At 47.1% G+C, this 24,343-nt stretch carries 21 protein-coding genes; 14 read left to right on the top strand and 7 right to left on the bottom strand.

What is annotated here, in order from left to right:
* Positions 1 to 14: 14 nt before the first annotated feature.
* Both H4O21_RS13085 and H4O21_RS13080 read right to left on the bottom strand, forming a co-directional pair.
* The gene (locus H4O21_RS13085; protein WP_182809325.1) at positions 15 to 2,294 is read right to left on the bottom strand and encodes a calcium-binding protein; all 2,280 of its coding nucleotides are present in this window, start codon (positions 2,292 to 2,294) and stop codon (positions 15 to 17) included.
* Positions 2,295 to 2,332: 38 nt separating this feature from the next.
* The gene (locus H4O21_RS13080; RefSeq protein ID WP_182809324.1) at positions 2,333 to 3,169 is read right to left on the bottom strand and encodes a substrate-binding periplasmic protein; all 837 of its coding nucleotides are present in this window, start codon (positions 3,167 to 3,169) and stop codon (positions 2,333 to 2,335) included.
* Positions 3,170 to 3,526: 357 nt separating this feature from the next.
* Between H4O21_RS13080 and H4O21_RS13075 the strand changes: the two genes are divergently transcribed.
* From H4O21_RS13075 to H4O21_RS13020, 12 genes are all read left to right on the top strand, one after another.
* Positions 3,527 to 3,820, top strand: coding sequence for a hypothetical protein (locus H4O21_RS13075; protein ID WP_182809323.1), 294 nt, complete (start codon positions 3,527 to 3,529; stop codon positions 3,818 to 3,820).
* 757 nt (positions 3,821 to 4,577) lie between these two features.
* Positions 4,578 to 5,351: a hypothetical protein gene (locus H4O21_RS13070; protein WP_182809322.1), complete on the top strand. Its 774-nt coding sequence runs from the start codon at positions 4,578 to 4,580 to the stop codon at positions 5,349 to 5,351.
* Positions 5,351 to 6,061 (top strand): hypothetical protein, encoded by a 711-nt coding sequence (locus tag H4O21_RS13065; protein ID WP_182809321.1) that lies wholly within the window; start codon positions 5,351 to 5,353, stop codon positions 6,059 to 6,061. The genes H4O21_RS13070 and H4O21_RS13065 overlap by 1 nt, the downstream gene beginning before the upstream one ends.
* Positions 6,061 to 6,750, top strand: coding sequence for a hypothetical protein (locus H4O21_RS13060; RefSeq protein WP_182809320.1), 690 nt, complete (start codon positions 6,061 to 6,063; stop codon positions 6,748 to 6,750). The genes H4O21_RS13065 and H4O21_RS13060 overlap by 1 nt, the downstream gene beginning before the upstream one ends.
* 885 nt (positions 6,751 to 7,635) lie before the next feature.
* Positions 7,636 to 8,613: a dipeptidase gene (locus H4O21_RS13055; RefSeq protein ID WP_182809319.1), complete on the top strand. Its 978-nt coding sequence runs from the start codon at positions 7,636 to 7,638 to the stop codon at positions 8,611 to 8,613.
* A 186-nt stretch (positions 8,614 to 8,799) separates the two neighbouring features.
* Entirely contained in the window at positions 8,800 to 9,330 is a 531-nt protein-coding gene (locus H4O21_RS13050; RefSeq protein ID WP_182809318.1) for a DUF5943 domain-containing protein, read from the top strand.
* Between the two features lie 207 nt (positions 9,331 to 9,537).
* Positions 9,538 to 11,601 carry a dimethylglycine demethylation protein DgcA gene (gene dgcA / locus H4O21_RS13045; RefSeq protein WP_182809317.1) on the top strand — a complete coding sequence of 688 codons (2,064 nt, stop codon included), beginning with the start codon at positions 9,538 to 9,540 and terminating at the stop codon, positions 11,599 to 11,601.
* Between the two features lie 151 nt (positions 11,602 to 11,752).
* Complete coding sequence (locus H4O21_RS13040) at positions 11,753 to 13,708, top strand: (Fe-S)-binding protein (RefSeq protein WP_182809316.1); 1,956 nt, start codon at positions 11,753 to 11,755, stop codon at positions 13,706 to 13,708.
* Positions 13,708 to 14,991: an electron transfer flavoprotein subunit alpha gene (gene etfA, locus H4O21_RS13035; RefSeq protein WP_182809315.1), complete on the top strand. Its 1,284-nt coding sequence runs from the start codon at positions 13,708 to 13,710 to the stop codon at positions 14,989 to 14,991. Before H4O21_RS13040 ends, etfA begins: the two co-directional genes overlap by 1 nt.
* Positions 14,981 to 15,760, top strand: a complete 780-nt coding sequence (gene etfB, locus H4O21_RS13030; RefSeq protein ID WP_182809314.1) for an electron transfer flavoprotein subunit beta — start codon at positions 14,981 to 14,983, stop codon at positions 15,758 to 15,760. The genes etfA and etfB overlap by 11 nt, the downstream gene beginning before the upstream one ends.
* 120 nt (positions 15,761 to 15,880) lie before the next feature.
* On the top strand, positions 15,881 to 16,123 hold the full coding sequence (locus H4O21_RS13025) for a hypothetical protein (protein WP_182809313.1): 243 nt from the start codon (positions 15,881 to 15,883) through the stop codon (positions 16,121 to 16,123).
* 136 nt (positions 16,124 to 16,259) lie between these two features.
* Positions 16,260 to 16,721 carry a GNAT family N-acetyltransferase gene (locus H4O21_RS13020; RefSeq protein ID WP_182809312.1) on the top strand — a complete coding sequence of 154 codons (462 nt, stop codon included), beginning with the start codon at positions 16,260 to 16,262 and terminating at the stop codon, positions 16,719 to 16,721.
* 78 nt (positions 16,722 to 16,799) lie between these two features.
* Here H4O21_RS13020 and H4O21_RS13015 read toward each other — a convergent pair whose 3' ends face one another.
* Together H4O21_RS13015 and H4O21_RS13010 are read right to left on the bottom strand one after the other, a co-directional pair.
* Positions 16,800 to 17,945, bottom strand: a complete 1,146-nt coding sequence (locus tag H4O21_RS13015) for an amidohydrolase (RefSeq protein WP_182809311.1) — start codon at positions 17,943 to 17,945, stop codon at positions 16,800 to 16,802.
* A gap of 41 nt (positions 17,946 to 17,986) precedes the next feature.
* Positions 17,987 to 18,487, bottom strand: coding sequence for a hypothetical protein (locus H4O21_RS13010; protein WP_182809310.1), 501 nt, complete (start codon positions 18,485 to 18,487; stop codon positions 17,987 to 17,989).
* Positions 18,488 to 18,845: 358 nt separating this feature from the next.
* On the opposite strand from H4O21_RS13010, the gene H4O21_RS13005 reads away from it, so the two are divergent.
* The gene (locus tag H4O21_RS13005) at positions 18,846 to 19,334 is read left to right on the top strand and encodes a nuclear transport factor 2 family protein (RefSeq protein WP_182809309.1); all 489 of its coding nucleotides are present in this window, start codon (positions 18,846 to 18,848) and stop codon (positions 19,332 to 19,334) included.
* 181 nt (positions 19,335 to 19,515) lie between these two features.
* On the opposite strand, the gene H4O21_RS13000 is transcribed toward H4O21_RS13005, so the two are convergent.
* The 3 genes from H4O21_RS13000 to H4O21_RS12990 are packed head-to-tail and all read right to left on the bottom strand — an operon-like array spanning position 19,516 to position 22,122.
* A complete protein-coding gene (locus tag H4O21_RS13000; protein WP_182809308.1) occupies positions 19,516 to 20,547 on the bottom strand; it encodes a DUF2955 domain-containing protein in 1,032 nt (343 codons plus the stop codon).
* A gap of 43 nt (positions 20,548 to 20,590) precedes the next feature.
* Entirely contained in the window at positions 20,591 to 21,661 is a 1,071-nt protein-coding gene (locus H4O21_RS12995; RefSeq protein WP_182809307.1) for an HlyD family secretion protein, read from the bottom strand.
* Complete coding sequence (locus tag H4O21_RS12990) at positions 21,661 to 22,122, bottom strand: MarR family winged helix-turn-helix transcriptional regulator (protein ID WP_182809306.1); 462 nt, start codon at positions 22,120 to 22,122, stop codon at positions 21,661 to 21,663. The genes H4O21_RS12995 and H4O21_RS12990 overlap by 1 nt, the downstream gene beginning before the upstream one ends.
* Positions 22,123 to 22,487: 365 nt before the next feature.
* On the opposite strand from H4O21_RS12990, the gene radD reads away from it, so the two are divergent.
* On the top strand, positions 22,488 to 24,251 hold the full coding sequence (radD, locus tag H4O21_RS12985) for a DNA repair helicase RadD (protein WP_182809305.1): 1,764 nt from the start codon (positions 22,488 to 22,490) through the stop codon (positions 24,249 to 24,251).
* Positions 24,252 to 24,343 lie beyond the last annotated feature (92 nt).

Raw genomic sequence — 24,343 nt, 5'->3', positions numbered from 1 at the left:
TCAGATGTATTCGTTCAGATCTGTATCTGAATATCCTCCATGGATATTTCATTCGGCGTAATACCGATCAGCTCTACGGCGTGGAATGTCATATTACCGGCCTGATCATTCAGTCCCAGGAACAGATAGCCTGATTCCTGATCCCATTCAAAACGATAGTAGTAATTTCTGTCCTGAACAGAGAGAAAGAACTGTTCTGCGGATTGCAGTGCCGACTGATAATCTGCCGACATGCTGTCGCTCTCGCTATAATTCATTCCGGTTGCCTGCAAAGGCAAAGAGAAATGCAGTTTATCAGTCCCTGATTTAAAATCGGCAATCCGGCTATGGCTTTCAGCCTGCTCTCCCAGAACAGGAAGTACAAACAGATCAGCCCCATTGCCACCGTGCATCAGATCCGTTCCGGAACCGGCATATAAGGTGTCATCACCATCACCACCTAACAGGGTGTTGTTACCAGAATAGGCGTATAGAATGTCCTGGCCGCTACCGCCAATAAGTACATCATTGCCGGAAAAGCCCGTCAGGGTATCATCACCTTCACGACCATCCAGCTGATCAGCCCCGTTACCGCCGTTAATGATATTATCCTGATTACTGCCCAGCACTACATCATCACCGTCACCGGTTGTAATATTGACCTCTCCTGATCGCCAGGCGTCAACAACGACACCGTTATCAGCAGAAATCAGAATATTGCCGTTGTGATCATCAAGTTCCAGAAAAACTTTCTGATCAGCATTGATGGTCAGATATTCGGTGTTTGCCAGAGCATCACCCGCATATATTTCAATAAGTCGCTGATCCTGCTTTTCCAGCAACACAGACACGGTTTTCAGGCTGTTATTATCTTTTAATACAGCCAGCGTATTAACAAAACCCTCTGCATCAACATGACTGATATTCAGATTTTCAAAGCCCTGAACGGCAGAGTAATCTGCAGGGACCAAGGGCGTATCGTCGGTAATCTCTGCATTGTCTGTATCTGTCCCACCGGGTACAAATTCAATATCCCCAGACAACAGGATAAGCGTATCGTCACCTGCTCCTGCCTGAATACTCTGAGAGGACGATAACCGTTCGAGAATCACGCTATCCTTATCCTGACCACCATTAAACGTGGTAACCTCATGGCCCAGTGAAACAGACAGCTCACCCTGATAATCATCAGCCAGTACGGCACTGAAACCGTTCAGCTGCTGTAATACAACATTTCCGGCACCAGACAAGGATAACACCGCCGGGACCTGGTTTATGTTCGTCAGGAAAATATCTGAAAATGAGGCCAGAGCGTTCTGATCGATACTCAGATTAACCTGAGCAAGATTATCCCCTGCCAGCTGAAGATTAATACTATTGTTGCCTGCTCCGGCAACAATATCTGCCGACTCAGCGATAGCCTGATAATTTGCCTCAAGCTCAACAAATCGCAACGTCTCTTCTCCCAGGGTATCCAGACCATTCAGTTGCAAGCCCTGTTCTGATGCCAGCTCTGTCAAAGACAGTTTGCCTGTTCCCGGTGTCACCAGAATACGATCAACAGCAGAAACCAGTGCAGCATTTACGTCTACAGCCTGCCCTGACAGATTGCTCAGGCCCAGTGTTTCAGTATTGTTAAATATCAGCTCTGGTAACGCCTCGGACGTTCTGATCTCCAGGCGGAAAATATCATCACCTTCCCCGGCATCGGTCTTCAGGCCTGACAGTGTATAGCCATCATTCAGGATCAGAGTAAAATCATCATGCTGATCGGAAGGCTGAAAATCAGATACATCAGAAGAGGTAATATTCAGAGCGGAATTAACCGAATCAATCTGACTTCCGACACCAGCCAGCGCCTCCTTCAATGACTGGTAACTCTGTTGTTCAGGGTTATTCAGTGAGTAATTCAGCGCCACATCGGTTTTATTTCTGAGGGCCTGAGCCGACTCGCCAAATAGCTCATTATCGGCAGGCGTATGCCATAGCGCCTCAATCGCAATATGGGTCAGCTCACCAATACTGCTGAATTCAAACAGGTGCTCCTGCATCCATGCTCGAGCTGCAGCATGAACCTGAGAAGGGGCAGAAGGCAAAATCAGTGTATCCAGCAGATAATCGGCATAAGCTGACAGCGTCACATCACCATGCACAGCATAGAAAAGATCTGTACCTACCAGGCTCTGAGCCAGAGCACTGGCTCCGCGATAATCAGGTAAATCAGCATTAAGTGTATTCAGTACATCTGCTCCGGGAGCAGCATTAAACATGACCACACTCAGGCGGGCAATCAGGATATTGTTAGCAAGGGACATAGAGAGATTGAAATCCGGAATCAAAAATCATTAAGCAGCTAAGGTAGTATCCGAGCATAATACGTACGGGTATCAAGCAACCGCAAAAACCCCTGATAGTCAGCCATTCCTTCTGCGCTGTTCAAATACTGATCCAGTTTTTCTGGTAAATATTTCGCGTGATCTGATGATTTATTTACCAGTAAGTGGAAAGCCACTTCCCTGAGGACACTGGGGTGGGCCGTAATAGTATCAGCTATACCGTCAGATTGCAGTTGCTGGTTCATGATTGCCCTGGCATGTACAAACAGATCAGCTCTGCCCATTTGCAGCATTTTTACTGCATTACTCAGATTTTTTACAGTAAGGCACTTCTGCCTGTATTTGGTGTAAATACGCTCACTGGTCAGATCACCCAGTAACATAATGCAACGGGCCGGAACAGACAACGGATTATCCATCGTCAGTAACTGCTCATAATTCGGAGTCAGAGCGCTGATATAAGCGCGCCACTGTAATTTATACAGTACAGATTCTGAACTGAAAGAGTACATTTTCCGGTCAGCTGTTGGAGCGGTGATCAATGCATCATATTTTCCTGAACGAACCATAGATTGCGCCCGCTTCCAGGGCAAAGCAATATGCTGAACAGGAATATCCAGTTGATGGCCTAAAAGGTAATCTGCGATATCAACCAGTATTCCCTTAGCCTGCCCCTCTTTATCTACAAAAGAATAAGGGCTCCAGTGGTTTGCATAAACAAGCGTAAAGGGCTTTGATCCGCCCTGAGAAAAGGCTGAAAACAAAAAAGTTATAATAAAAATGCTTAACCGGCAAATAGCCATTCTACCTCCGACAGCCTTGTCGACCAGAATAATAAACAGGTAATACTTCATACAATCGGGCTATTATCCAGCCCTTTGTTTATTGTAAGCGGAGCAAGATATCAGAGTATTGTGCGACATCAAGCTCTGTTTTGAGAACAAACTTCCTTAAGGCCAGTATTCTACTTTTTATCCGGGATTGAAGTAAGCAATGAGTCATATCAATAATTCAAAAAGCTCCTGAACAACCACTTTTCTGTAAAAAATTACCGTACTATCCAGTCAATACCAGCAGAGTATCGAAATACTTTTGTCAAGGTATGTAGCCACTGTTTTACCAGAACACTTAAAAGGGCTCCTCGACGTTAGGTGTGGATTCCAGTTTGAGAGTTGTAGCAAAATAAGCACTTTTTTCAGAGAGGATGAATCATGGACGGCAATCAGATTTTTGCACTGGGCCTGGGATTAGCGGCGCCCTGGAAACTGGTTGATTGGACAGGCCGGTGTTGTAGGGAAGACAAACAAGGGCATATTTCAAGGCATCTACCGCCAATACTGCAAAGACTCAATATCGACCAGAATGCCTGGCTCAAAGCAATGCAGCCAGAAGGTTTGCAAACCAGCCGAGCTATAGGCCATATCAAGCGACTAAAACAGTTTGCGCGGGATAAGGGGCTGGCTTGGATCTCTTCAGGGAATCAATTTAGAACTTTGTTTGTATAAGGTTGCTCAAAGAGGTGAGCTACGCCTTCCATCATTAATCTATGGCTTTTCTTCCTTACTGAAGCATGGAAGTGGTACTTCGGTGTTGTTTTATTATCTCGAAATATCTTAATCGTTGGTTGTCTGAGTTTATTGGCGACATATATTGTCGATATTGGTTGATTGTTTTTATAAATAATGGCTGTCCCTGTTTGCTTTTCTGGCGAAAAAAGAAAACTACCAGCCCGTTTAAGCTGTAAAGATAGAGTTTCGTAGAAATAAGGAGACCCGCCTATCTGATAGTGCACAGCACTGATGAAAAGAATGGTTTAGCGTTGCTTGGAACCTGAGTCGGGACATAGGCCTTAGAGGCCAGGTGGGTGCCAAGGTCAAGCAACGCGTCTTAGACCTCATCAAGGCTCGGACAGGTATGTTTATGAAAGAAGCCGGATATATGTACAAGTGCCATCTATTCTTCAGGACGTCATATCAGATAGACCAAATGGTAATTAATAACGTCAAACGGCTGGACATTGGCGAGGTGTCCATATATGTCCCCGTTTTATTTTATTATGAGTTGAGCCGGTCCCCATCGTTTGAGGGGCACCAAATCATGGCTGTCCCCTTTTGTTTTCTTTTGTTTTTTTAGAAAGTAAATGGTGGCTGTCCCCGTTTGCTGCCGATGGTTGTTTTTCAATCTGAAAACTTGCATTTTCTGAGTGTTTAAATCATTCTTGTCCTGTGTCCTAGGACACGGGACGAATGAGGGTGCTGAACCATGAAAAGTCAAGACATAATTCTACTATTTAAATTGATTTCATTAGAAAAAAGAGAGAAACAGCCACATAAAATGCACAAGTTATATTCTAGATATAAAGATGATATTTATTGTGATTTGTTGGCATTTAAGTGTGAAATGAATATAGAAAAAGCCAAGATCTATGATTGCAAAAAGGAGGTCCTAAACACGATATCATCAAGCCAAAATATAACGGATGGATCGGCTGGCAGGTGTTCTTATTGTATAGATGATAAACTTTCTAGTTTTATTAGTGATTCTATTGAGAGAGAACAATCTCGGGAAGAACTATATAGTACTAGGGCCCTGGAACAGGAAACTGGAATAAGCAAGTCACAGATCAGTCTGTCGATTAATCGATGTATAGAAATTGGATTGGCAATACGTGAACGAAAAAATGGGTTTCTAAGAGCTAATCGAAAAGAGTTATTAAGCTTTATATATTATGGTATAAAGTATGTCTTTCCTGTTAAACCTGGCCAGTTGACTCGTGGAATATCAACCTCTTTTGATGCTCCTATATTAAAAGGCAAGTTAATGAGCGCAGGTGAGAATAAATTGGTCTGGCCGGATGCAAAAGGAAAAACTAAAGGGTTGAGCGTTGAGCCTTTACATAAATCATGTACGTATGCAGCAACGCGGGATCCTGAAATGCACGCGCTTTTAGCTCTTACAGACGCAATCCGCCTTGGAGCACCTAGAGAGAGAGAACTGGCCTACAAAATGTTAGAAAAAGAATTGAGAATCGATTGATGGATAATTATGCACTCCACCAACAGATGTTGATACAGGTAGCAAAGGCCCTTGGGGCTGATTTACTCGACCAAGTGACTTTCGTCGGAGGCTGTACCACAGGGCTTTTGATCACTGATGAACTTATTCTGGAGCAGGTTAGACACACTGATGATGTTGATCTGATTGTACATGTGATTGGTTATACTGATTACCAACGATTGCAAAAGAAGCTGAGGCAATCGGGGTTTAGCGATGCATCAATAGAAGATGATGACATGCCTATCTGCGCAATGAAGCTGGGAGAGCTTAGGGTTGACTTTATGCCAGATCAAGATGTACTGGGATTTAGCAATATTTGGTACAAGTCTGCTATGGAAACAGCAGAAACGCATGTATTGCCTGATGGTACTCAAATCAAAGTGGTAAACCCTGTTTATTTTATAGCAACCAAAATTGAGGCATACAAGAATCGGGGAAATAACGATCCTATGAGTAGCCGCGATATAGAAGATCTGTTGAACGTTGTTGATGGACGTGACATGCTTCTAGAGGAAATTGCATGTGCATCTAATGATGTAAAAAACTATATACAGACTGAGCTAAGTACACTCCTTAATCATCAGGACTTTGTGTATGCCGTTCAAAGTCAGGTTCATGGTGATACTGATCGTGAAGAAATAGTATTTCAGCGACTCGAAGCTATACAGAACTGGAGTGGCCACATCTAATGGAAGTTGATTGGTTTAGCCGACAGGGAAACGAGAGAAAAAGTAACAACGACGCCGCGGTAATTGCTATGAATGAAGGCTATTGTATCGCAGTGCTTACTGATGCATCTGAAAGAGGAAATGGTAGTAGCTTGGCCCGTTACTGGTCTGAAACTGTTGTATCAACACTTCATATGGCAGATGGGCCTATACAGGAGCTTGGCGTCATAGATATCTTAAAAGAACTACACAGAACACTTAAATATAGGTTTGTATTGGAATTAGCTAGCTATTGCCTGCTTATCATTGACCATAAATTAAAGTTGGCTACTAGTTATCATGTGGGGGACTGCATAGCAATACACCATTGCCACCATGACGGTTCTACTCAGTTAACTCCTCCTCATCGATTAAGCGAAGAAACTAGCCTGCAATCTGGCCAAAGTTTAGCTAATGGGCACACTCTTACACGAAGTTTAAAAGCCAAGCGTTTTTTAGCTCCCGATATAAAGCAATGTAGTTTTCAGTCCTCTGATCATGAAACGACAAAATTTACACTGTCATCAGATGGTTTTTGGTATGAACATCTTATGGAGCAGACGGAAATTGACAAATTAGCAGATGATGCAAGCCTGTTGTCAATTGTTCTAGCAAATGGAGAGACGAGTATTTCTCAGCAAGCAGATAATAACCCTTTGATAATTTTATAGCAGTTCGCTAGGTATTCGTTCAGAAAAGAAGTAAAGCCTCTCCCTTATAGTTTCTGTATAACCGGGCAAAGGACTAGTTCGGGCTGAAGATAAATCTTCTATAATCATATATCGGCGCATTGCCATTTTGACTCTCATAGCCTGTGAATTCACAAAGCAAATAATGGCCATCTTGTCTGGATGTAAACAAAAAGCGATAACATCCTTAACTTAAGTAAACTCGGTAAGCACCTTGACAGTGAGCTATTCATTATTACCTGGGTTATATGAGACTACCCATCATTGAATCACCAAAAGCTAAACTTGTGTGCCAACCTTCCTTACTACCTCCTAACGGGCCACTTTTCTTGGTTCAAAGATCGGCTAGAGAAAAGCTGGTAAGAATGCTAGATCCACCTCTATTTCTTTCACTGGCAACATATATATAATCAAGTTTGTCCCGTGTCCTAGGACGCAGGACAAATGCGTTTTAACCTTTTCCCTCTCTAGATCCGTTGTAGATGGTGGTTTCTCTCTCCACTTGTTCAGCAACATTATCCGCCTGTAATATCATAAACTCTCAACTCAGGGGGGATCATGTCTACTTTATATAAGGCTTGCCTTTATTAGCGTTGTTTGTTCACCTTTCTGAGAAAGGCAAAACAGTGGATTAATCTAAGCTAATAGAAGGCAGTCATCTCCCCAGTAGGCCCAGCTGTGCTCTCTTCCACCCCCCCCAGCTTGCCCATTTGCGACACGTGACGTTTTTGGTTGCGAATGGGTCGTTTATAGCACCCTCCCTGTGTTCCCGAAAAATTACACTGACCGAAAACCGAGGGCCTGATAGTTGATATTCAGCATCATCAGGCAGTGACTTGATTGGGGACTATAAGAAGGATAATAACCATGAATGCAGCTGATTTACATAAAGATGCCATCGTCATTGATGGTCTGATCTGCGCTAAGTGGGAACGCGCTCTGTTTGAAGACATGGCTAAAGGTGGCCTGACGGCAGCAAACTGCACGGTTTCATTCTGGGAAAACTTTGAAGGTACGGTTCGCAACATCGTTGAGATGAATGATCTGATCGAAGAAAGCAGTGATCTGCTGATCAAAGTCCGCACCACAGAAGACATCCACCGTGCGAAGCAGCAGGGGAAAACCGGTGTCATGATGGGTTTCCAGAATGCGCACGCTTTTGAAGATCAGATCGGTTATGTACAGGTCTTCAAGGATCTGGGCGTGGGTATTGTTCAGATGTGCTACAACACGCAGAACCTGGTGGGAACCGGTTGTTACGAGCGTGATGGCGGTCTGTCTGGTTTTGGTCGTGAGATCGTAGCCGAGATGAACAAAGTCGGTATGTTATGTGATCTGTCTCACGTTGGCCCTAACACAGCTAAAGAAGTGATCGATGAGTCGAAAAAGCCGGTCGCTTATTCTCACTGCCTGCCTTCAGGTCTGAAAGAGCATCCACGTAACCGTTCCGATGAAGAGCTGAAATATATCGCAGATAAAGGCGGTTTTGTGGGTGTAACCATGTTTACCCCATTCCTGCGTGCTGGCGTTAACGCCACCATCGAAGATTACGTCGAAGCGATTCGTTATGTGTACAACATCGTCGGTGAAGATGCCATTGGTATTGGTACAGACTTCACTCAGGGCCAGGATCAGAACTTCTTTGAATACCTGACTCACGATAAAGGCTACGCACGTCGCCTGACCCGCTTTGGCGAGATTATCAACCCTAAAGGTATCCGTACTGTGGGTGAGTTCCCGAATCTGACTGAAGCGCTGCTGAAAGACGGTTTCACCGAGACTCAGGTGCGCAAAATCATGGGAGACAACTGGGTTAACCTGCTGCGTGAAGTCTGGGGCGAGTAATTCGGCTACCCGGTGCTGATCAGTCTGACTGGCATCGGTTTAACGATAAAACGATATCCGTAACGTAAAACAGGGCTTCTGAACAGGTTAGTTATTTTCCTGATTCTGCTCAATGATCAAACCGCACCGGTTTCAGAAGCCCGATTTTTCATTGTGAAAAAAGAAGACATTTTGAGGTAGAGAGCTATGGGTGTACACGCGCCAGAAATGCCAATCAACGTTGATGACGAAACCGGTGTATGGACTACGGACGCATTACCAATGCTGTACGTTCCTCGCCACTTCTTTGTTAACAACCATATGGCAATCGAAGAAGAGATTGGTGCAGAGAAATACGCTGAGATTCTGTACAAGGCTGGCTACAAGTCTGCTCACTACTGGTGTGAAAAAGAAGCTGCAGAACATGGTATCAGCGGTGCGGATGTGTGGGAACACTACATGAAGCGTCTGTCTCAGCGTGGCTGGGGTTTCTTTATCACTGAAGAGCTGGATATCGAAAAAGGGACGGCCAAAGTACGTCTGGAAAACTCTGCCTTTGTTTACCAGTACGGTCAGGTTAATCGCAAAGTTGATTACATGTTCACAGGCTGGTTCGCTGGTGCATTGGATCAGATCGCAGAAAGTCTGGGTTATGACGTTCGCACTAAAGCAGAACAGACTCAGTGTGCAGCAGAAGAAGGCTGTGATGTGGGCTACTTCGAAGTTTCTCCACTGTAAGTTTTAGCGGTAATAAGTCAGTCAGAGATGTTCATGCCGAATCTGTATTAAGTCGTCAACAGGTAACGTATGAACATCTCTGTCTTAAAAGATAAAACACTGGGCCTCTCGGCCTGTAAAGAATAATTAAAACCTGGCACCACGACGGTTTGGATCATTAGAAAACCGTTAAGACCGGATAAGCAAGAAAGAGATGGGGTTCCGATTATGTCCCAGTTTGATGTGCTGTTTGAGCCACTCAAAATTAATAAACTGACCATCCGTAACCGTATTGTCAGTACCGCTCACGCCGAAGTGTATGCCACTGACGGCGGTATGACCACAGACCGTTATGTGAAGTATTACGAAGAAAAAGCTAAGGGTGGTTGTGGTCTTTGTATTTGTGGTGGTTCCAGTGTGGTGTCCATCGACAGCCCGCAAAGCTGGTGGAGTTCGGTGAACCTGTCTACCGACCGTATTATTCCTCATTTCCAGAATCTTGCCGACGCAGTGCATAAGCACGGCGGTAAGATCATGATTCAGATTACCCATATGGGTCGTCGTTCCCGTTGGGACGGTGAGAACTGGCCAAACCTGATGTCGCCATCCGGTATCCGTGAGCCTGTTCACCGCGCCACCTGTAAGACCATTGAAGAAGAAGAGATCTGGCGTGTGATTGGTGACTTCGCTCAGGCAGCGCGCCGTGCGAAAGAAGGTGGTCTGGACGGTGTTGAACTGTCTGCCGTACACCAGCATATGATCGATCAGTTCTGGTCGCCACGTGTCAACAAGCGTACCGACAAATGGGGCGGCACGTTTGAAAACCGTATGCGTTTCGGTATGGAAGTACTGAAAGCGGTACGTGAAGAAGTGGGGCCTGACTTTGTGGTGGGTCTGCGTATCACGGGTGATGAGTTCCACCCAGACGGTCTGAACCACGACGATATGAAAGAGATCGCCGCTTACTACAATGCTACCGGTCAGATCGACTATTTTGGCGTAGTAGGTTCCGGTTGTGATACTCACAACACTCTGGCGAACGTTATTCCTAACATGAGTTACCCACCTGAGCCGTTCCTGCACCTGGCAGCCGGTATCAAGGAAGTGGTGGATGTCCCGGTTATTCACGCACAGAACATCAAAGATCCAAACCAGGCCAAGCGTATTATCGAAGCCGGTTATGTTGATTTTGTCGGTATGACCCGTGCGCACATCGCTGATCCGCATCTGATCGCTAAGATCAAGATGGATCAGGTGGATCAGATCCGTCAGTGTGTGGGTGCTAACTACTGTATTGACCGTCAGTACATGGGCCTGGACGTGCTATGTATCCAGAACGCGGCGACCTCCCGTGAGTATATGGGCCTGCCTCATATCATCGAGAAAACCGATGGTCCGGTTCGTAAGGTTGTGGTTGTGGGCGGTGGTCCTGGTGGCCTGGAAGCGGCCCGTGTGGCGGCTGAGCGTGGCCATAATGTGACTCTGATCGAAAAAGCCGATGAGCTGGGTGGTCAGTTAACACTGGCGGCGAGAGCACCACAGCGTGATCAGATTGCCGGTATCACCCGTTGGTTGGTGATGGAGCTGGAGCGTCTGGGTGTGGATATCCGTCTGGGTACAGCAGCGGATGAAAATCTGGTACGTGAGCTGAAGCCTGACGTGTGTGTACTGGCGACCGGTGGTCGTCCGTTTGTTGAGCAGAATCCTGAGTGGGGCGCAGATGAAGGTCTGATCACTGCAAGCTGGGATATCCTGAGCGGCAAGGTAGAACCGGGCAAAAACATCCTGATCTACGACACCATCTGTGAGTTCTCCGGTATGTCGACTGCAGATTACGCGGCGGCGAAAGGTTCTCTGGTTGAGCTGGTGACTGACGATATCAAACCGGGTGTTGGTATTGGTGGTACGACCTTCCCGACTTACTACCGTTCTCTGTACGAGAAAGAAGTGATCATGACTTCTGACTTTATGCTGGAGAAGGTATACCGCGAAGGTGACAACCTGGTAGCGGTACTGGAAAACGAGTACACCGGTCAGCGCGAAGAGCGTGTGGTTGATCAGGTGGTGGTTGAAAACGGTATCCGTCCAAACGAAGAGCTGTACTACGCCCTGAAAGAGGAATCCCGTAACAAGGGTCAGATTGATAACGATGCGCTGTTCGACATCAAGCCTCAGCCGGTCCTGAGTGAATCAGGTGATGGCATGATCCTGTGGCGCCTGGGTGATTGTGTGTCTCAGCGTAATGTTCACGCTGCGATGTACGATGCTCTGCGTCTGTGCAAGGACCTCTGAGGATTCACCTTTGCGGCCCGTACTTCTGAGCGAGCCAGTGCGGGCCGCTTTTTTCTGATGTAAAAGGCGGCTAATCCCGCCTCTTCTGCTCTTTTCAATCATAACCGGGCAGAAACAGCCTGCCCGGACTCCTGCTATAAGGGGAGATCTTATGTTTTTCGAATGGTTACACCCTGTACTGATTGCAACGGCGCTGGCGCTGGCTGTAATTGGTGCTGTGCGCAGAGCCAATCTCTGGCGCGCAGGTCAGCCGGATCAGGTGAACCTGATTGCCGGTCTGAAAGCCATGCCCAAACGCTACCTGCATGATCTGCATGATGTGGTTGAGCGTGACAAGTATATGTCCAAAACCCACGCGGCTACCGGTGGCGGCTTTGTACTGTCAGCCCTGCTGATTATTCTGGTACATATGCTGGATATCGACAGTAAGATTCTGGCCTGGGCTCTGTTAGCCTCATCTGCACTGATGTTTGTGGGCGCGATCTTTGTCTTTAAACGTCGCTTAAATCCACCGAGCCGTATCTCTAAAGGCCCGTGGATGCGTCTGCCAAAAAGTCTGCTGGCATTTGCGGGTTCCTTTTTTATCCTGACGCTGCCTGCCGCGGGCGTACTGCCAGAAGGCTTTTTATTACAAGCGGGCAATGTCCTGCTGACCGTGGTACTGACTGCGCTGATTATCTGGGGTATGGGCGAGATGTTCTTCGGCATGTCCTGGGGTGGTCCGATGAAGCACGCTTTTGCCGGTGCTCTGCATCTGGCCTTTCACCGTCGTCAGGAGCGTTTTGGTGGCGGTCGTTCTACGGGTCTTAAGCCTGTTGATCTGTCGGTCGTTCAGGAGTTCAATCCAGGCACAAGTGAACAACAGGTGCTGGGAGTATCCAAACCAAAAGACTTTAAGTGGAACCAGCTGCTGGGCTTTGATGCCTGCGTACAGTGTGGTCGCTGTGAAGCTATGTGTCCGGCGTTTGCTGCAGGTCAGCCCCTGAACCCGAAAAAACTGATTCAGGATATGGTGATTGGCCTGGCCGGTGGTGATGATTCCAAATATGCCGGTAGTCCTTATCCTGGTAAAGAAGTCGGTAACGCCAAAGGCGGTCCTGAGCAGGTGATCACTGAAGGTCTGGTATCTGCGGAAACTCTGTGGTCCTGCACCACCTGTCGCGCCTGTGTGGAAGAGTGCCCGATGATGATTGAGCATGTGGATGCTATCGTCGATATGCGTCGCTTCCTGACCATGGAAAAAGGTGATACGCCAAACAAAGGCGCTGAAATCTTAGACAATATTATCGCTACGGATAATCCGAATGGTTACTCGCCAGCCAGTCGTACTAACTGGGCGGCGGATCAGAACCTGCCGCTGATGCGTGATGTACAACAAGCGGAAGTACTGTTCTGGGTGTCTGACGGTGCCTTTGATATGCGTAGTCAGCGTATTCTGCGCTCTTTTGTCAAACTGCTGAAAGCGGCTAATGTCGACTTCGCCGTACTGGGTGATGAAGAGCTGGATAGCGGTGACGTTGCCCGTCGTCTGGGTGATGATGCGGCGTTCCAGAATCTGGCGAAGCGTAATCTGGAAACCCTGTCTAAGTACAAGTTCAGCAAGATTGTGACGACTGATCCTCACGCTTACCACTGTTTGCGTAATGAGTATCAGGATCTGGGCTCTGACGCTCTGAATGGTGTTGACGTGCTGCACCACACCACCTATCTGAATGAGCTGGTTAAGCAAGGCAAACTGAAACTGGACAGCTTTAATGGCGGTACAGTGACCTATCATGACCCTTGTTACCTGGGTCGTTATAACGGTGAATACGAAGCCCCTCGTGAGCTGCTGCGCTCTCTGGGTATTCAGGTAGCAGAAATGGAACGTTCCGGCTTCCGCTCTCGTTGCTGCGGTGGTGGCGGTGGTGCGCCGATCACGGATATTCCGGGTGAACGCCGTATTGCCGATATGCGTATGGAAGACGTCAACAGCACGGGTGCTGAATTGGTAGCGGTAGGCTGCCAGCAATGTACCGCTATGCTGGAAGGTGTGGTTGAGCCTCGCCCTGAGGTAAAAGATATCGCTGAGATTCTGGCTGGTCAGCTGATCGAGGAGGTGCACTAATGAGTGGCGAAACTAACTCCTATGAAATCGTAAGAAGAGACCCTCGTGCCGAGTGGATCGCCCGTAACCGTCTGCACCCGCTGCATGGCACTATTAGTGTCGGTGAAGAAGCCGAAGTACGCGGTCCATCTGGTCTGATTCGTAAGAATCCACATAAAGTGGGCTTTATCGGTCCCAATGGCATTAAGCGTATTGATCGCCTGAAAGGTAATGCGGCAGCGGCTGCAACCGGTCGTCGTAGCGGCGGTGCGGCTCAGGAAGTTCAGCTGCCACTGCATAAAGTAGAAAACCCTGATTTCAGCATCTTTGTGGTGCCGGATATGGTCGGTGGTCGTCTGACCAGTCAGGACAAGGATATTCTGGGCCAGGCCCATAAACTGGCACGTAGCGATGACGGTGAAAGTGCCGTTCAGGGTGTAGTGGTTGCCGTTGTCTTTGGTGAACTGAAAGATGATAGCCTGGATACAGCCGGGGTTGACCGTCTGATTCATCTGGATGGGGAAGAGTATCAGGGCTACTGTCCGGAGCAACAACTGACCGCTCTGGTGCATCTGGATGCCACGTATAATCCACAGAACTGGCTGTTCCCGGACAGCGTTCATGGTGGTACTGACCTGGGTTCTCGTCTGGCAGCACGTCTGGGCGAACGTCCAGCCGTTCAGGCATGGCAGGTCGACAAGAAGACTACTGTCTGTCGTGGTGCCAGTGGCAGTACTGATATCAGCCGTCCGACACCTCGTATTTTGCTACTGGCAGAAGAGTGTGCAGACCCGATTGATGAAACCCGCCATGAAGTACAGCCGATTGAGCTGGGTTCTGTACCACGTGTCATCAGCCGTATGCAGGATATGGGACAAGTCTCTGTTGATCCGAATGCAATTCCGCTGGCAGAAGCTGAGTTCATTCTATCTGCAGGTAACGGTATTCATAACTGGGATCAGTTCCATGAAGCCGCTGAAGCTCTGGGTGCGACCGAAGGGGCCAGCCGTGTGGCGGTGGATGATGGCTTTATGCCTCGCTTCCGTCAGGTGGGGGCTACCGGTACCTGGGTTACAGCCCGTGTGTACATTGCCGTGGGGATCTCCGGCGCTATTCAGCATATGCAGGGTATTGGCCAGTGTGACAAGGTGATCGCGATTAATACCGATGCCGGTTGCGACATGGTGAAACGTGCCGCATTAAGTGCCATTGGCGACAGTGAAGAGATTCTGGCTGAACTGCTGAAGCTGGCTCGTGAACATAAAGCCGGACAGTCTGAAGGAGGTGATCAGAATGCCGCTTAATATCGTTTCTCTGGTCTCTGTTGGTCGTCATCCTCAATCTGGCCGTGAACGTCGGGCAGAACAGGATGGCCGGGCCGTTGAGCTGGGTATGAATCTGGAAGCAAGTCAGAGCGCCAGTATGACCGTTCTTCACGCTGGACGTTCTGTCGAGCCGGTACTGCGTAACTACGCTGGTATGGGCCTGCCGTCTCTGGAAGTGCTGGAGCTATCAGAGCAGGATGATGCTGTGCCCTCTCTGGCACAGTATCTGAAAGCCTCTGATGCGGATATTGTACTGACCGGTGTCCGGGCAGAAAGTGGCGAGTCTTCCGGCATGGTTCCTTACCTGCTGGCAGAAGAACTGGGCTGGCCGCTGGTGCCTCGCATTGCTGATATTGTGTCGATCAATAATGGTGTTGCCGAAATTTTACTGGCTCTGCCACGGGGACAACGCCGGTCACTCAGCGTTCCTCTGCCCTTTGTCGCCAGTGTTGATAACGCTGCACCCGCACCACGCCAGAGTGCTTATGGTCCGGGTATGCGTGCCAGTATTGACGCCAGCCAGGTCACGGCAGTCACCGACTCGGCCCGAGAACAATGGCAGGAAGCTCCGGCAAAGCCTCGTCCTAAACGTCTGAAGGTTGTTAAAGCGAAAACGGCGGCGGATCGTTTTAAAGCGGCAACGGCGAAACCTCAGGGCAAAGCCGGTAAGGTGATGAAAAATGAATCGGCTCAGGAACAGGCACAAGAGATCTTTAACCTGTTACTGGAAGAAAAAGTGATTAAGTAAGACCTGCCTGACTCATGGCAAATCAGACTCGCTCGGACTCCTGGCAGCATTTTTTGCTGTCGGGAGTTTTCTGGTTCTGCCAGGGCAGATCACACCAATAACAATAACGGAGAGATAATAATGATGTACGCCGATCTGATTGATGAAGTGGATTTCAAAGAACTGTTAATCAGTTTTGGGGCACCGGTCAGCGCCAGTAACAACCTGAAAGAGTGTCAGCAGCTGGTGTCTGACTGGCTGAAGACATCACCGGATATGCGCAAATCAGTAGCTGATGGTTTTAACGCTCTGGAAGACAGCGGTAATACTCTGCTACCGGAAATCCATGATTTCATCCGTGATGTGCTGGCAGAATCCCACTGAAGATAAATGGTATAAGTACAGCCCTGTTTGTTTGCATCACAGCAGGGCTGTCCCTCCTCTCTGATCCTGCCTCTGTCAGAATGTGTTGACTGTGTTATCCTGCTTTGTTTCGTGAATTCAACAGGTTGTGACTCCCATGGAGATAAAAACGCTGAACCCCAGAGAGGCTGATGTACGGGCAATTATTCAGGATATTGATACCCTGATGAATAGCCTGTACCCGGCAGAAAGCAATCAGCTTTTGTCTATCGCTGAGCTTGAATCGGATCATGTCCACTTTATTGGTGGCATGCTGAACGATCAGATCGCATGCTGCGGCGCCATCGTGCATAAAAACAATGATGGGATCTATGGTGAGTTAAAACGTATTTATGTGCTGCCTGAGTTCAGAGGCCAGGGGTTGTCCCGTAAGATCATGACAGCTTTGCTGGATCATGCCTCAAGCCTGGGGCTATCCATGATTCGTCTGGAGACCGGAATCAGGCAACCTGAAGCTATTGGTTTATATGAGGCCCTGGGCTTTACCCGGCGAGGCCCCTATGGTGATTATCCGGATGATCCTTTCAGTATTTTTATGGAACTGGATACCCGCCGCTAGCTTGAACATCAACAGAAACGGGGCAGTCTCCTTAAGGTATAATTGACCGAAGTGGGTTCTTCATAAGTAAAAGACAGATTAACGCTTATCCTCAAACCCGTTGATGCCACGAATAATTTCCCGAAATACAGCAAAACCAGTGGGAATCAATTCATCCGGAAAATCATAATCAGGGTTATGCAGTTGAGGGCTATGTTCTCCTGAACCCAGAGCAAACATAGCCCCTTCACTGACTTCTGTGAATATCCCGAAGTCTTCCGACCAGCGAAAACCTTCTTCCATAGTAATGGCTTCGACGCCAACGGCCTGACAGGCACGCATAACATGCTGATAACCGGTATCAGTATTCACGCTGGCACCAAAGACGTCCTCCCACTCTATGCTGACTGATAGCTTTTCTGCCTTCGCCTGCTGCTCTGCCAGCTGACAGGCATGAGCAACCAGCATATTCATAGCCTCATTGGTGGTAGTACGCAACGTAGCCATCACAACGGCATCCGCGGGCGATGTACCAAAAGCGATCTCGCCTAAACTGGCATGCACTACTGTGACTAAGTTAAAGCCTGTCATGGTATCAGGCAGGCGGGTCAGTCCTTCAATCAGGTGACTCATCGCAATAGCAGGGCTGATGCCATCTTCCGGGTGAGCAGCATGGGATGTTTTACCCGTTAAACGAATAATCATCCCCCGTGAAGCGCAGTTAAATGTACCGGGTTTACATAGCACCTGCCCCATCGGTTTGCCTGGTAAGTTGTGAAGGGCAAAGCAAAAATCTGGCTTTAACTGACTGAATGTTTCATCTTCTACTACCCGAATAGCTCCGGCGCCGGTTTCTTCGGCAGGCTGAAACAGACAGATGACGGAACCATTTTCTGGCTTGTTGCCAGACAGGAAATTTCCCAACGCAGTAACAATGGCCATATGACCGTCATGGCCGCATTTATGGGAAACACCATCAATGCAGGATTTATAGGGCAGATCATTGATTTCCTGAATCGGCAGGGCATCCAGTTCGCAGCGTATCAGGGTGACAGGGCCAGGGTTAGCACCTTTAAACAGAAAAGCGAGGCCATGTCCTCCGAGATTTTCGAATATCTGGTCCGGTTTCATTTTTGTAAAATGCTGTTTAATGCGTTCAGCCGTTCTGGCTTCCTGATTGGAAAGTTCCGGGTGTTGATGTAGCTCCTGACGTACCAGGGCAAAAGGCGATGGAGTCTGACTCATGGTTTTCTCTGTCTTTTTATTTGTCAATGCTGTAGACGCTTTCACGCGGCAATAACCCCATAAAGGCTTAGCTGTTCATAAGTGTACATGACTTTTTTCTCCTTCAGGGATAAACCTAACCTGTCAAAAATTCTATTCATCAGGTGCTCATTAAACTTTCTTCGTTTCCAGGAGACCATTGAGATCACTGTCTGTTCCTCCGTGTTTTTTTTCCGCCTGTCTTCCAGTTTTAAGAGATTCAGGGCAGACAATGATGCATTGAGGTGAGTATTGATGACCTCTTTTTTACGAGACTGGCAATCCATTAACCCCGTATATTGCTTTGCGTCCCTGAACACAAATTCAATCTGGAATCGGGCTTTATAATACGAAATCGGGCGGCCCAGACCTTCAGTATGCTTACCGCTCTTACGCATAAAACTGGTATCAATAGCCGCAATGCATTGATGCGATCTTTTAAGCTCACCAAAAATCAGGCGAGTATTGAACTCATAAAAGTTAAAGGTGCGCCGATACCAGCGGCTGAAGCGTTTATCACTCATGACACTGTATCGGCTCATATTTCGAAAATTAGGTTTACCTTATGCGACAACTAAAGCCGTCAGCAAGAGTGTGATGAAATTTTTTTGTGGCTTGCTGATGGACATTGAGTCCAGGACAGTTTTTACCAGAGATTCCATGAGTAGATTTCTGTGAGATATGGTTTTGGAGAATGATATTTTCGCAGTTTCTACTCATGTGACCAGTCTCTTTTCTTCCTGAAACTGTCCGAACTATTGCTGCCAGGTTGCTTAATTAAAGTAAGGATATTTTGTTTTAATCAGCAAGAATCAGTCGTTTTAAGTCATTTATAAGTATTTTGAGCCATATAATATGGATTCATCGTAAAAGGAGATTGCTATGAAAAAGACGGCAAGAGTACTACTGGCTATAACCGCGTTGACACTTCCTATGATGGTACAGGCGCAAGTTCCTGTAACGGCAGCTTCCAGTCAACAGGCTTTGTTGATCAGTGATAACGCCCAGCTAAAAGCTAACAAGCAGTTAGTATACGATTTTTGGCGGGAAGTTTTTGAAGGCGGTCATCTGGAAAAAGCCGATCAATATCTGAGTGAAGACTATATTCAGCATAACCCGAATGTGCCTACTGGTCGTAAAGGTTTTGTTGATTTTTTTAAACAGTATAGCCAGCCAAAGCCTGTTCAGGATGAGATTTCTGCACCGCTTGTTTCCATTGTGGCAGAGCGCGATATGGTTATCCTGAGTTTTGCGAAGGAATATAAAGAACCAAACGATGCAGGCAAAACCTATACAACAACATGGTTTGATATGTTTCGTATCGAAGATGGCAAGATCGCAGAGCACTGGGACCCTGCTCAGAGGTGGTAAGGGATAACGCAGAACGGAAGTTGTATTCTCAGTGGTTAAAGAATTGGACATTCTCCATTAATGTATGAGATGACAACAAGTTTAAAAAACACCGTTATTAAAAAGTTTTAATCTTCCTCTCCGGCTATTACCCGGAGAGGAAGGTTTGTTTCGTTACGGATGTATTCTATGCTACATATCATTAATCAAAAGTATGATGTCGGGTGATGGTGAAATAATTTAAGCCATAGTGAATAAGATAAATCGCCGACAAGCTGACTATAATAGCAATGCATACAGAACTGAAACGGTACAGAGCACTGTAAACCAGATCCTGATTGGGCAGCAGTGATTGTCCGAATAAAATACCAAAAGTCGTGATGATACCAAAGCCCACACCGGGTATACCGTTATTCAGCATATGGTAACGGGCAAAAGCAAAGGTAAGTATCCAGAGAACAATGACCGGAAACAGCAATATATGACTGTAATCAAGCAGTATTAACTGAGCCATCAATGCAAGATTACAGCCAATTAGTGTGCCGATAATCCTTTGCCAGCCTGCCATCCCAGCCGCTTTCCAGCATAAAGGAAATAAAATTAACACCGATGCAGCCTGAGCCGATAGTGAGTCCTGCAGATCAAAGATCTGAAACACAATAAAAGACAGGGTGGATACACTGGCACAAAGCAGGACCTCGTGGCGCACGCTGGCACTGTCTTTAGGTGGACGAACCATACTCTGTCGGGGTTCCACATCAGCAAAAATCCAGTGCATCAGATACCCTAACAGCAAACTGACGACAGATGCCAGAATATTACTGAAAATCAACTGATAAATACTGACCCCAGAAGTACTATAACTGGCAAAGTGAAGCTGTATTGACAATCCTACCAGACTGATTGCACCAAACAGGAAGTTCACACCTTTGCTCATCTGGTAAAATAAGAAAGCGAACAGGGTAAATGTCAGCATCACCATCAGAGCAGGATGAAACCCAAACAATCCTTGTACGACCAGAACTGCGATGGCACAAAAGGCAGCGCTGGCTGCAAACTGACGTACAATATGAGCATTAAGCACGGGAACCAGCCCAAGTATCAGCATAGGGTATAACGTAAAAAATATGCCATTAGGCCAGTCAAGCAGCTTGCTCAGAGCAAACCCCAGGGTGCTGCCCGTGGCAACACGTAACATTTGTTTAATATCATTGGCACTTAAGGCGGTTTTCATCGGGCCTCCGCTTTAGCAGATACTTTTTTAGCTGCTAACGCTTTTAATAGATATAGTGCATCCAGCTGATCAGTCGAATCTGTCCTCTGGCCATCAGCGCACCAGGACCATTGTCTGGCAGAATCTGCACCGTGGCTCGGGCACCACTGGACAAAAGCTGCTCAGGTTCATCGTTCAGCCGTAAATAGACCCGCAGGCGTTGAGCGTCACGAACCCAGCGGCTTGAGTTTTCAACCTGCACCAGATTACCATTAGCGTTCAGCTGTCCCTCACTGATACCGGCGGAGAACTCTCGGATATGGGCACTGAAAATCTGACCGGGTAAGGCATCAAAAGTAACCAGTGCCTGGCTACCTACCTCTGCGTAATACAAGGATTTTTCACGAAAGTCAGCGGCCAGATCCAGCTCCTGACCGACCAGGCTGGTTAAAGCCGTACCCGCCTTTGCAAAGGTGCCTGGCATGATCTGTAAATTACTGACAATACCATCGTGGGGGGCTACGACCTGAGTGTAGCTCAGCTCCAGCTTGGCTTGTTCAAGCAGGTTTTTCGCTTGTTGCAGGGCAACATTATGTTCGTTGCCACTCCCTCGCTTTATTCTGGCAGCATGCAATTTCGCTTTCAGTGATTGAACCTGTGCATTGGCGGTGACAACACTGGCGTTGATCCGGTCGATTTCCTGTATGGAAATCGAGTTATCGCTGACCAGACGTTCGCTGCGCTGTTGTAGTTTAGTTTGCTCATTGAGCTGGGCATGTGCGGCCAGAAGATCGGCCTGAATAACCTCAATTTCTGCATCCAGCTGCAAGTTTTGCTGTTGTACCTGAGCCAGTGCCAATTCAGCATTCTGTACTGCCAGCTGATAAGGGCGGGGATCAATTTGCAGTAATAACTGTCCTTTACTTACTGTTTCATTATTGTGTACGGCGACCTCTATAATTTCACCGCTGATTCTTGGCGTGATTTGAGTAACCTTATGATAAACACGTGCTTGCGGTGTCAGCGGTACATAGATATCTGCCATGATAAAATAGCTGAAGCAACAGATAAACAGCACTATGGCCACTTTAACATAGTGAGCAAATTGCTGATCTGGCGTACGAACATTCGACATTATTTTACCTCTTGTTGGCAATAACGCTGGGCATTAGCTTCCATAATGCGCAGTGCTTCATCGACCGCCTTTAAATCATCGTCGGTTAATCCGGCATACAGGCTGTCTCTGACCTGAGAGATAACCTTTTTCAGGCACTCTATTTGCTCTGAACCAGCTGCCGTGAAGTACAAATTCCGGCTACGCTTATCCTGTTCATCAACCCGTCGCTCGATAAAGCGACTCTGTTCCAGCTGTTGCAGAGTTCTGGTCAGACTAGGCATCTCAATACCCAGGCTCTGCGCTAATTGTTGCTGAGAGCATCCCTCCCCTAAAAAGTCGATATGCATTATGGCTGTCCAGCGAGGCTGAGTGAATCCCATAGGTTCAACCGCTTTGGTTACAGCCTGTCTGCAAATACGGTGCACCCGCCCAAGTTTGGCGCATAGTGTCAGGTCCAGCGATTCGTAACATGTGGACATAGCATCTTCTCTCTGGGGAAAAAGTATTTAGCATGCTAAGTATATTAATTTACTTAGCAGGCTAAGTAAATAGCAGATTACGGCGAACAAACAACGACAACCATTATTCAAGAAATGTACAATCAAGCTGTATCGACAATATGTGCCGCATAAGAAAGGTGAGTAATATTGCGTGGCTGGTTTGCAGGCTCTCTGGCTGCATTGCTTTGAGCCATGCATTCAGCATTAGATGGGGGCAGTTCCTCTTTTCTCTGATGGCTTGTGCCAATTCTCTGTATTGTATTTGTACATCATGGCAGGCAATAGTATTCAGATACTGCTAGTATTACTGGCTTTATATCCAGCTTGTGATTAAATTCAATCCAATGAAACTCCCTTTTAAACTAAGACCTTATCAGCAAGAAGCCGTTGATGCGACTCTGAAACACTTTCGTAAATCAGATGCTGCTGCCGTTATTGTTCTGCCTACCGGAGCAGGTAAAAGCCTGGTGATTGCTGAACTGGCCCGTCTTGCCCGGCGTAAAATTCTGGTATTGACCCATGTGAAAGAGCTGGTTGAGCAGAACCATGCAAAATACCAGAGTTACGGATTAACCGGAGGTATCTTTTCTGCCGGGCTGAAACGAAAGGAGAGTCAGCATCAGGTGACATTTGCCAGTGTGCAGTCAGTTTCGGCCAACCTGGATCAGTTCAGACATGAATACTCCTTAATAATCATTGATGAGTGTCACCGGGTCAGTGGTGAGGAAAGCAGTCAGTATCAGCGTATCATTGAACTGTTACGACAACAGAACGCTTCCCTTAAAGTGCTGGGACTGACCGCTACACCTTATCGTTTAGGTATGGGCTGGATTTATCGCTACCATTATCGCGGCTTTGTGCGCAGTGAGCAGGATAAGCCCTTCCTGCACTGCATTTACGAGTTGCCCTTAAATTATATGATTAGCAAAGGCTATCTTACCCGACCTGAGCTGGTCGATGCGGCTATTGCTCAGTATGATTTTTCTGCATTATCTCAGAATCGTTTTGGTGAGTATGCGGAAAAAGAAGTGAATCAGTTGCTTGGTAAGCATCGGCGTGTGACCCGATCAATTATCGAACAAGTGATGGATATTGCTGCTGAGCGCAAGGCCGTGATGATCTTTGCTGCAACGGTTGATCATGCCAAAGAAATTACCGGTTATCTGCCTGTACAACAAACCGCTTTAATCACCGGGGCGACAGATCTTAATGAGCGGGATTCACTGATTCAGCGTTTTAAACAGCGGCAGTTAAAATATCTGGTCAATGTCTCTGTGCTGACCACTGGATTTGATGCCCCTCATGTGGACTTTATTGCCATTCTTCGTCCAACACAATCAGTGAGTCTGTATCAGCAAATCGTAGGACGAGGTCTGCGTCTGGATGAAGGGAAAAAAGACTGCCTGGTGATTGATTATGCCGGAAATAGTGTGAATCTGTATCATCCTGAAGTAGGTGAGAAGAAACCGAATTCTGATAGTGAACCGGTTCAGGTTTTTTGTCCGGGGTGCGGTTTTGCCAATATATTCTGGGGGAAGGCCGATAGTGATGGTCATGTTATTGAGCATTATGGGCGCCGCTGTCAGGGGCTGTTGGAACCTGCCGAAGAGGAGGATACAACTGAACAATCGAATCGTCCGGAACAGTGTGATTATCGTTTTCGCTTTAAAGAGTGTCCCCATTGTGGTGCAGAAAATGATATTGCTGCCCGTAACTGCCAGCAGTGTAAAAAAGCGATCATTGATCCTGATGATCAGCTCAGGGATGCTCTGAAACTAAAAGATGCTATGGTCATTCGCTGTGCTGGCATCACTTTGAATCCCCATGACAGCAAGCTGAGAGTCATCTACCACGGTGAAGATGGTGAAGAGCTGAGTGAATCATTTGATTTTGGTAAACCCGCGCAACGCAAAGTTTTTAATAAGCTGTTTGGTCGACGACTGGCTGATAGTCAGGCTCCGGGTGAGTTCAATAGCCTTGAAGAGGTGCTTCGGGTAAAGGCACTGTTGCCTGCGCCGGATTTTGTTATTGCCCGTAAGCAGAAACATTACTGGCAAGTTCAGGAACGAATTTTTGACTATCAGGGCAGCTATCGTAAAGCCTTTTAAGGGCTCTTCGACGTTTCATGTGGATTTACCTGATTGAACCTGTACCTCTATTGGGCTGCCAATCAGGTAAATCATATTGATAAAGTTCTTTG

Origin of the sequence: Oceanospirillum sediminis (assembly GCF_014164585.1) — a bacterium.
GTDB lineage: Bacteria > Pseudomonadota > Gammaproteobacteria > Pseudomonadales > Halomonadaceae > Oceanospirillum > Oceanospirillum sediminis.
Note: the sequence above shows the minus strand (reverse complement) of the source record. Positions and strands in the feature narration are given on the sequence as shown.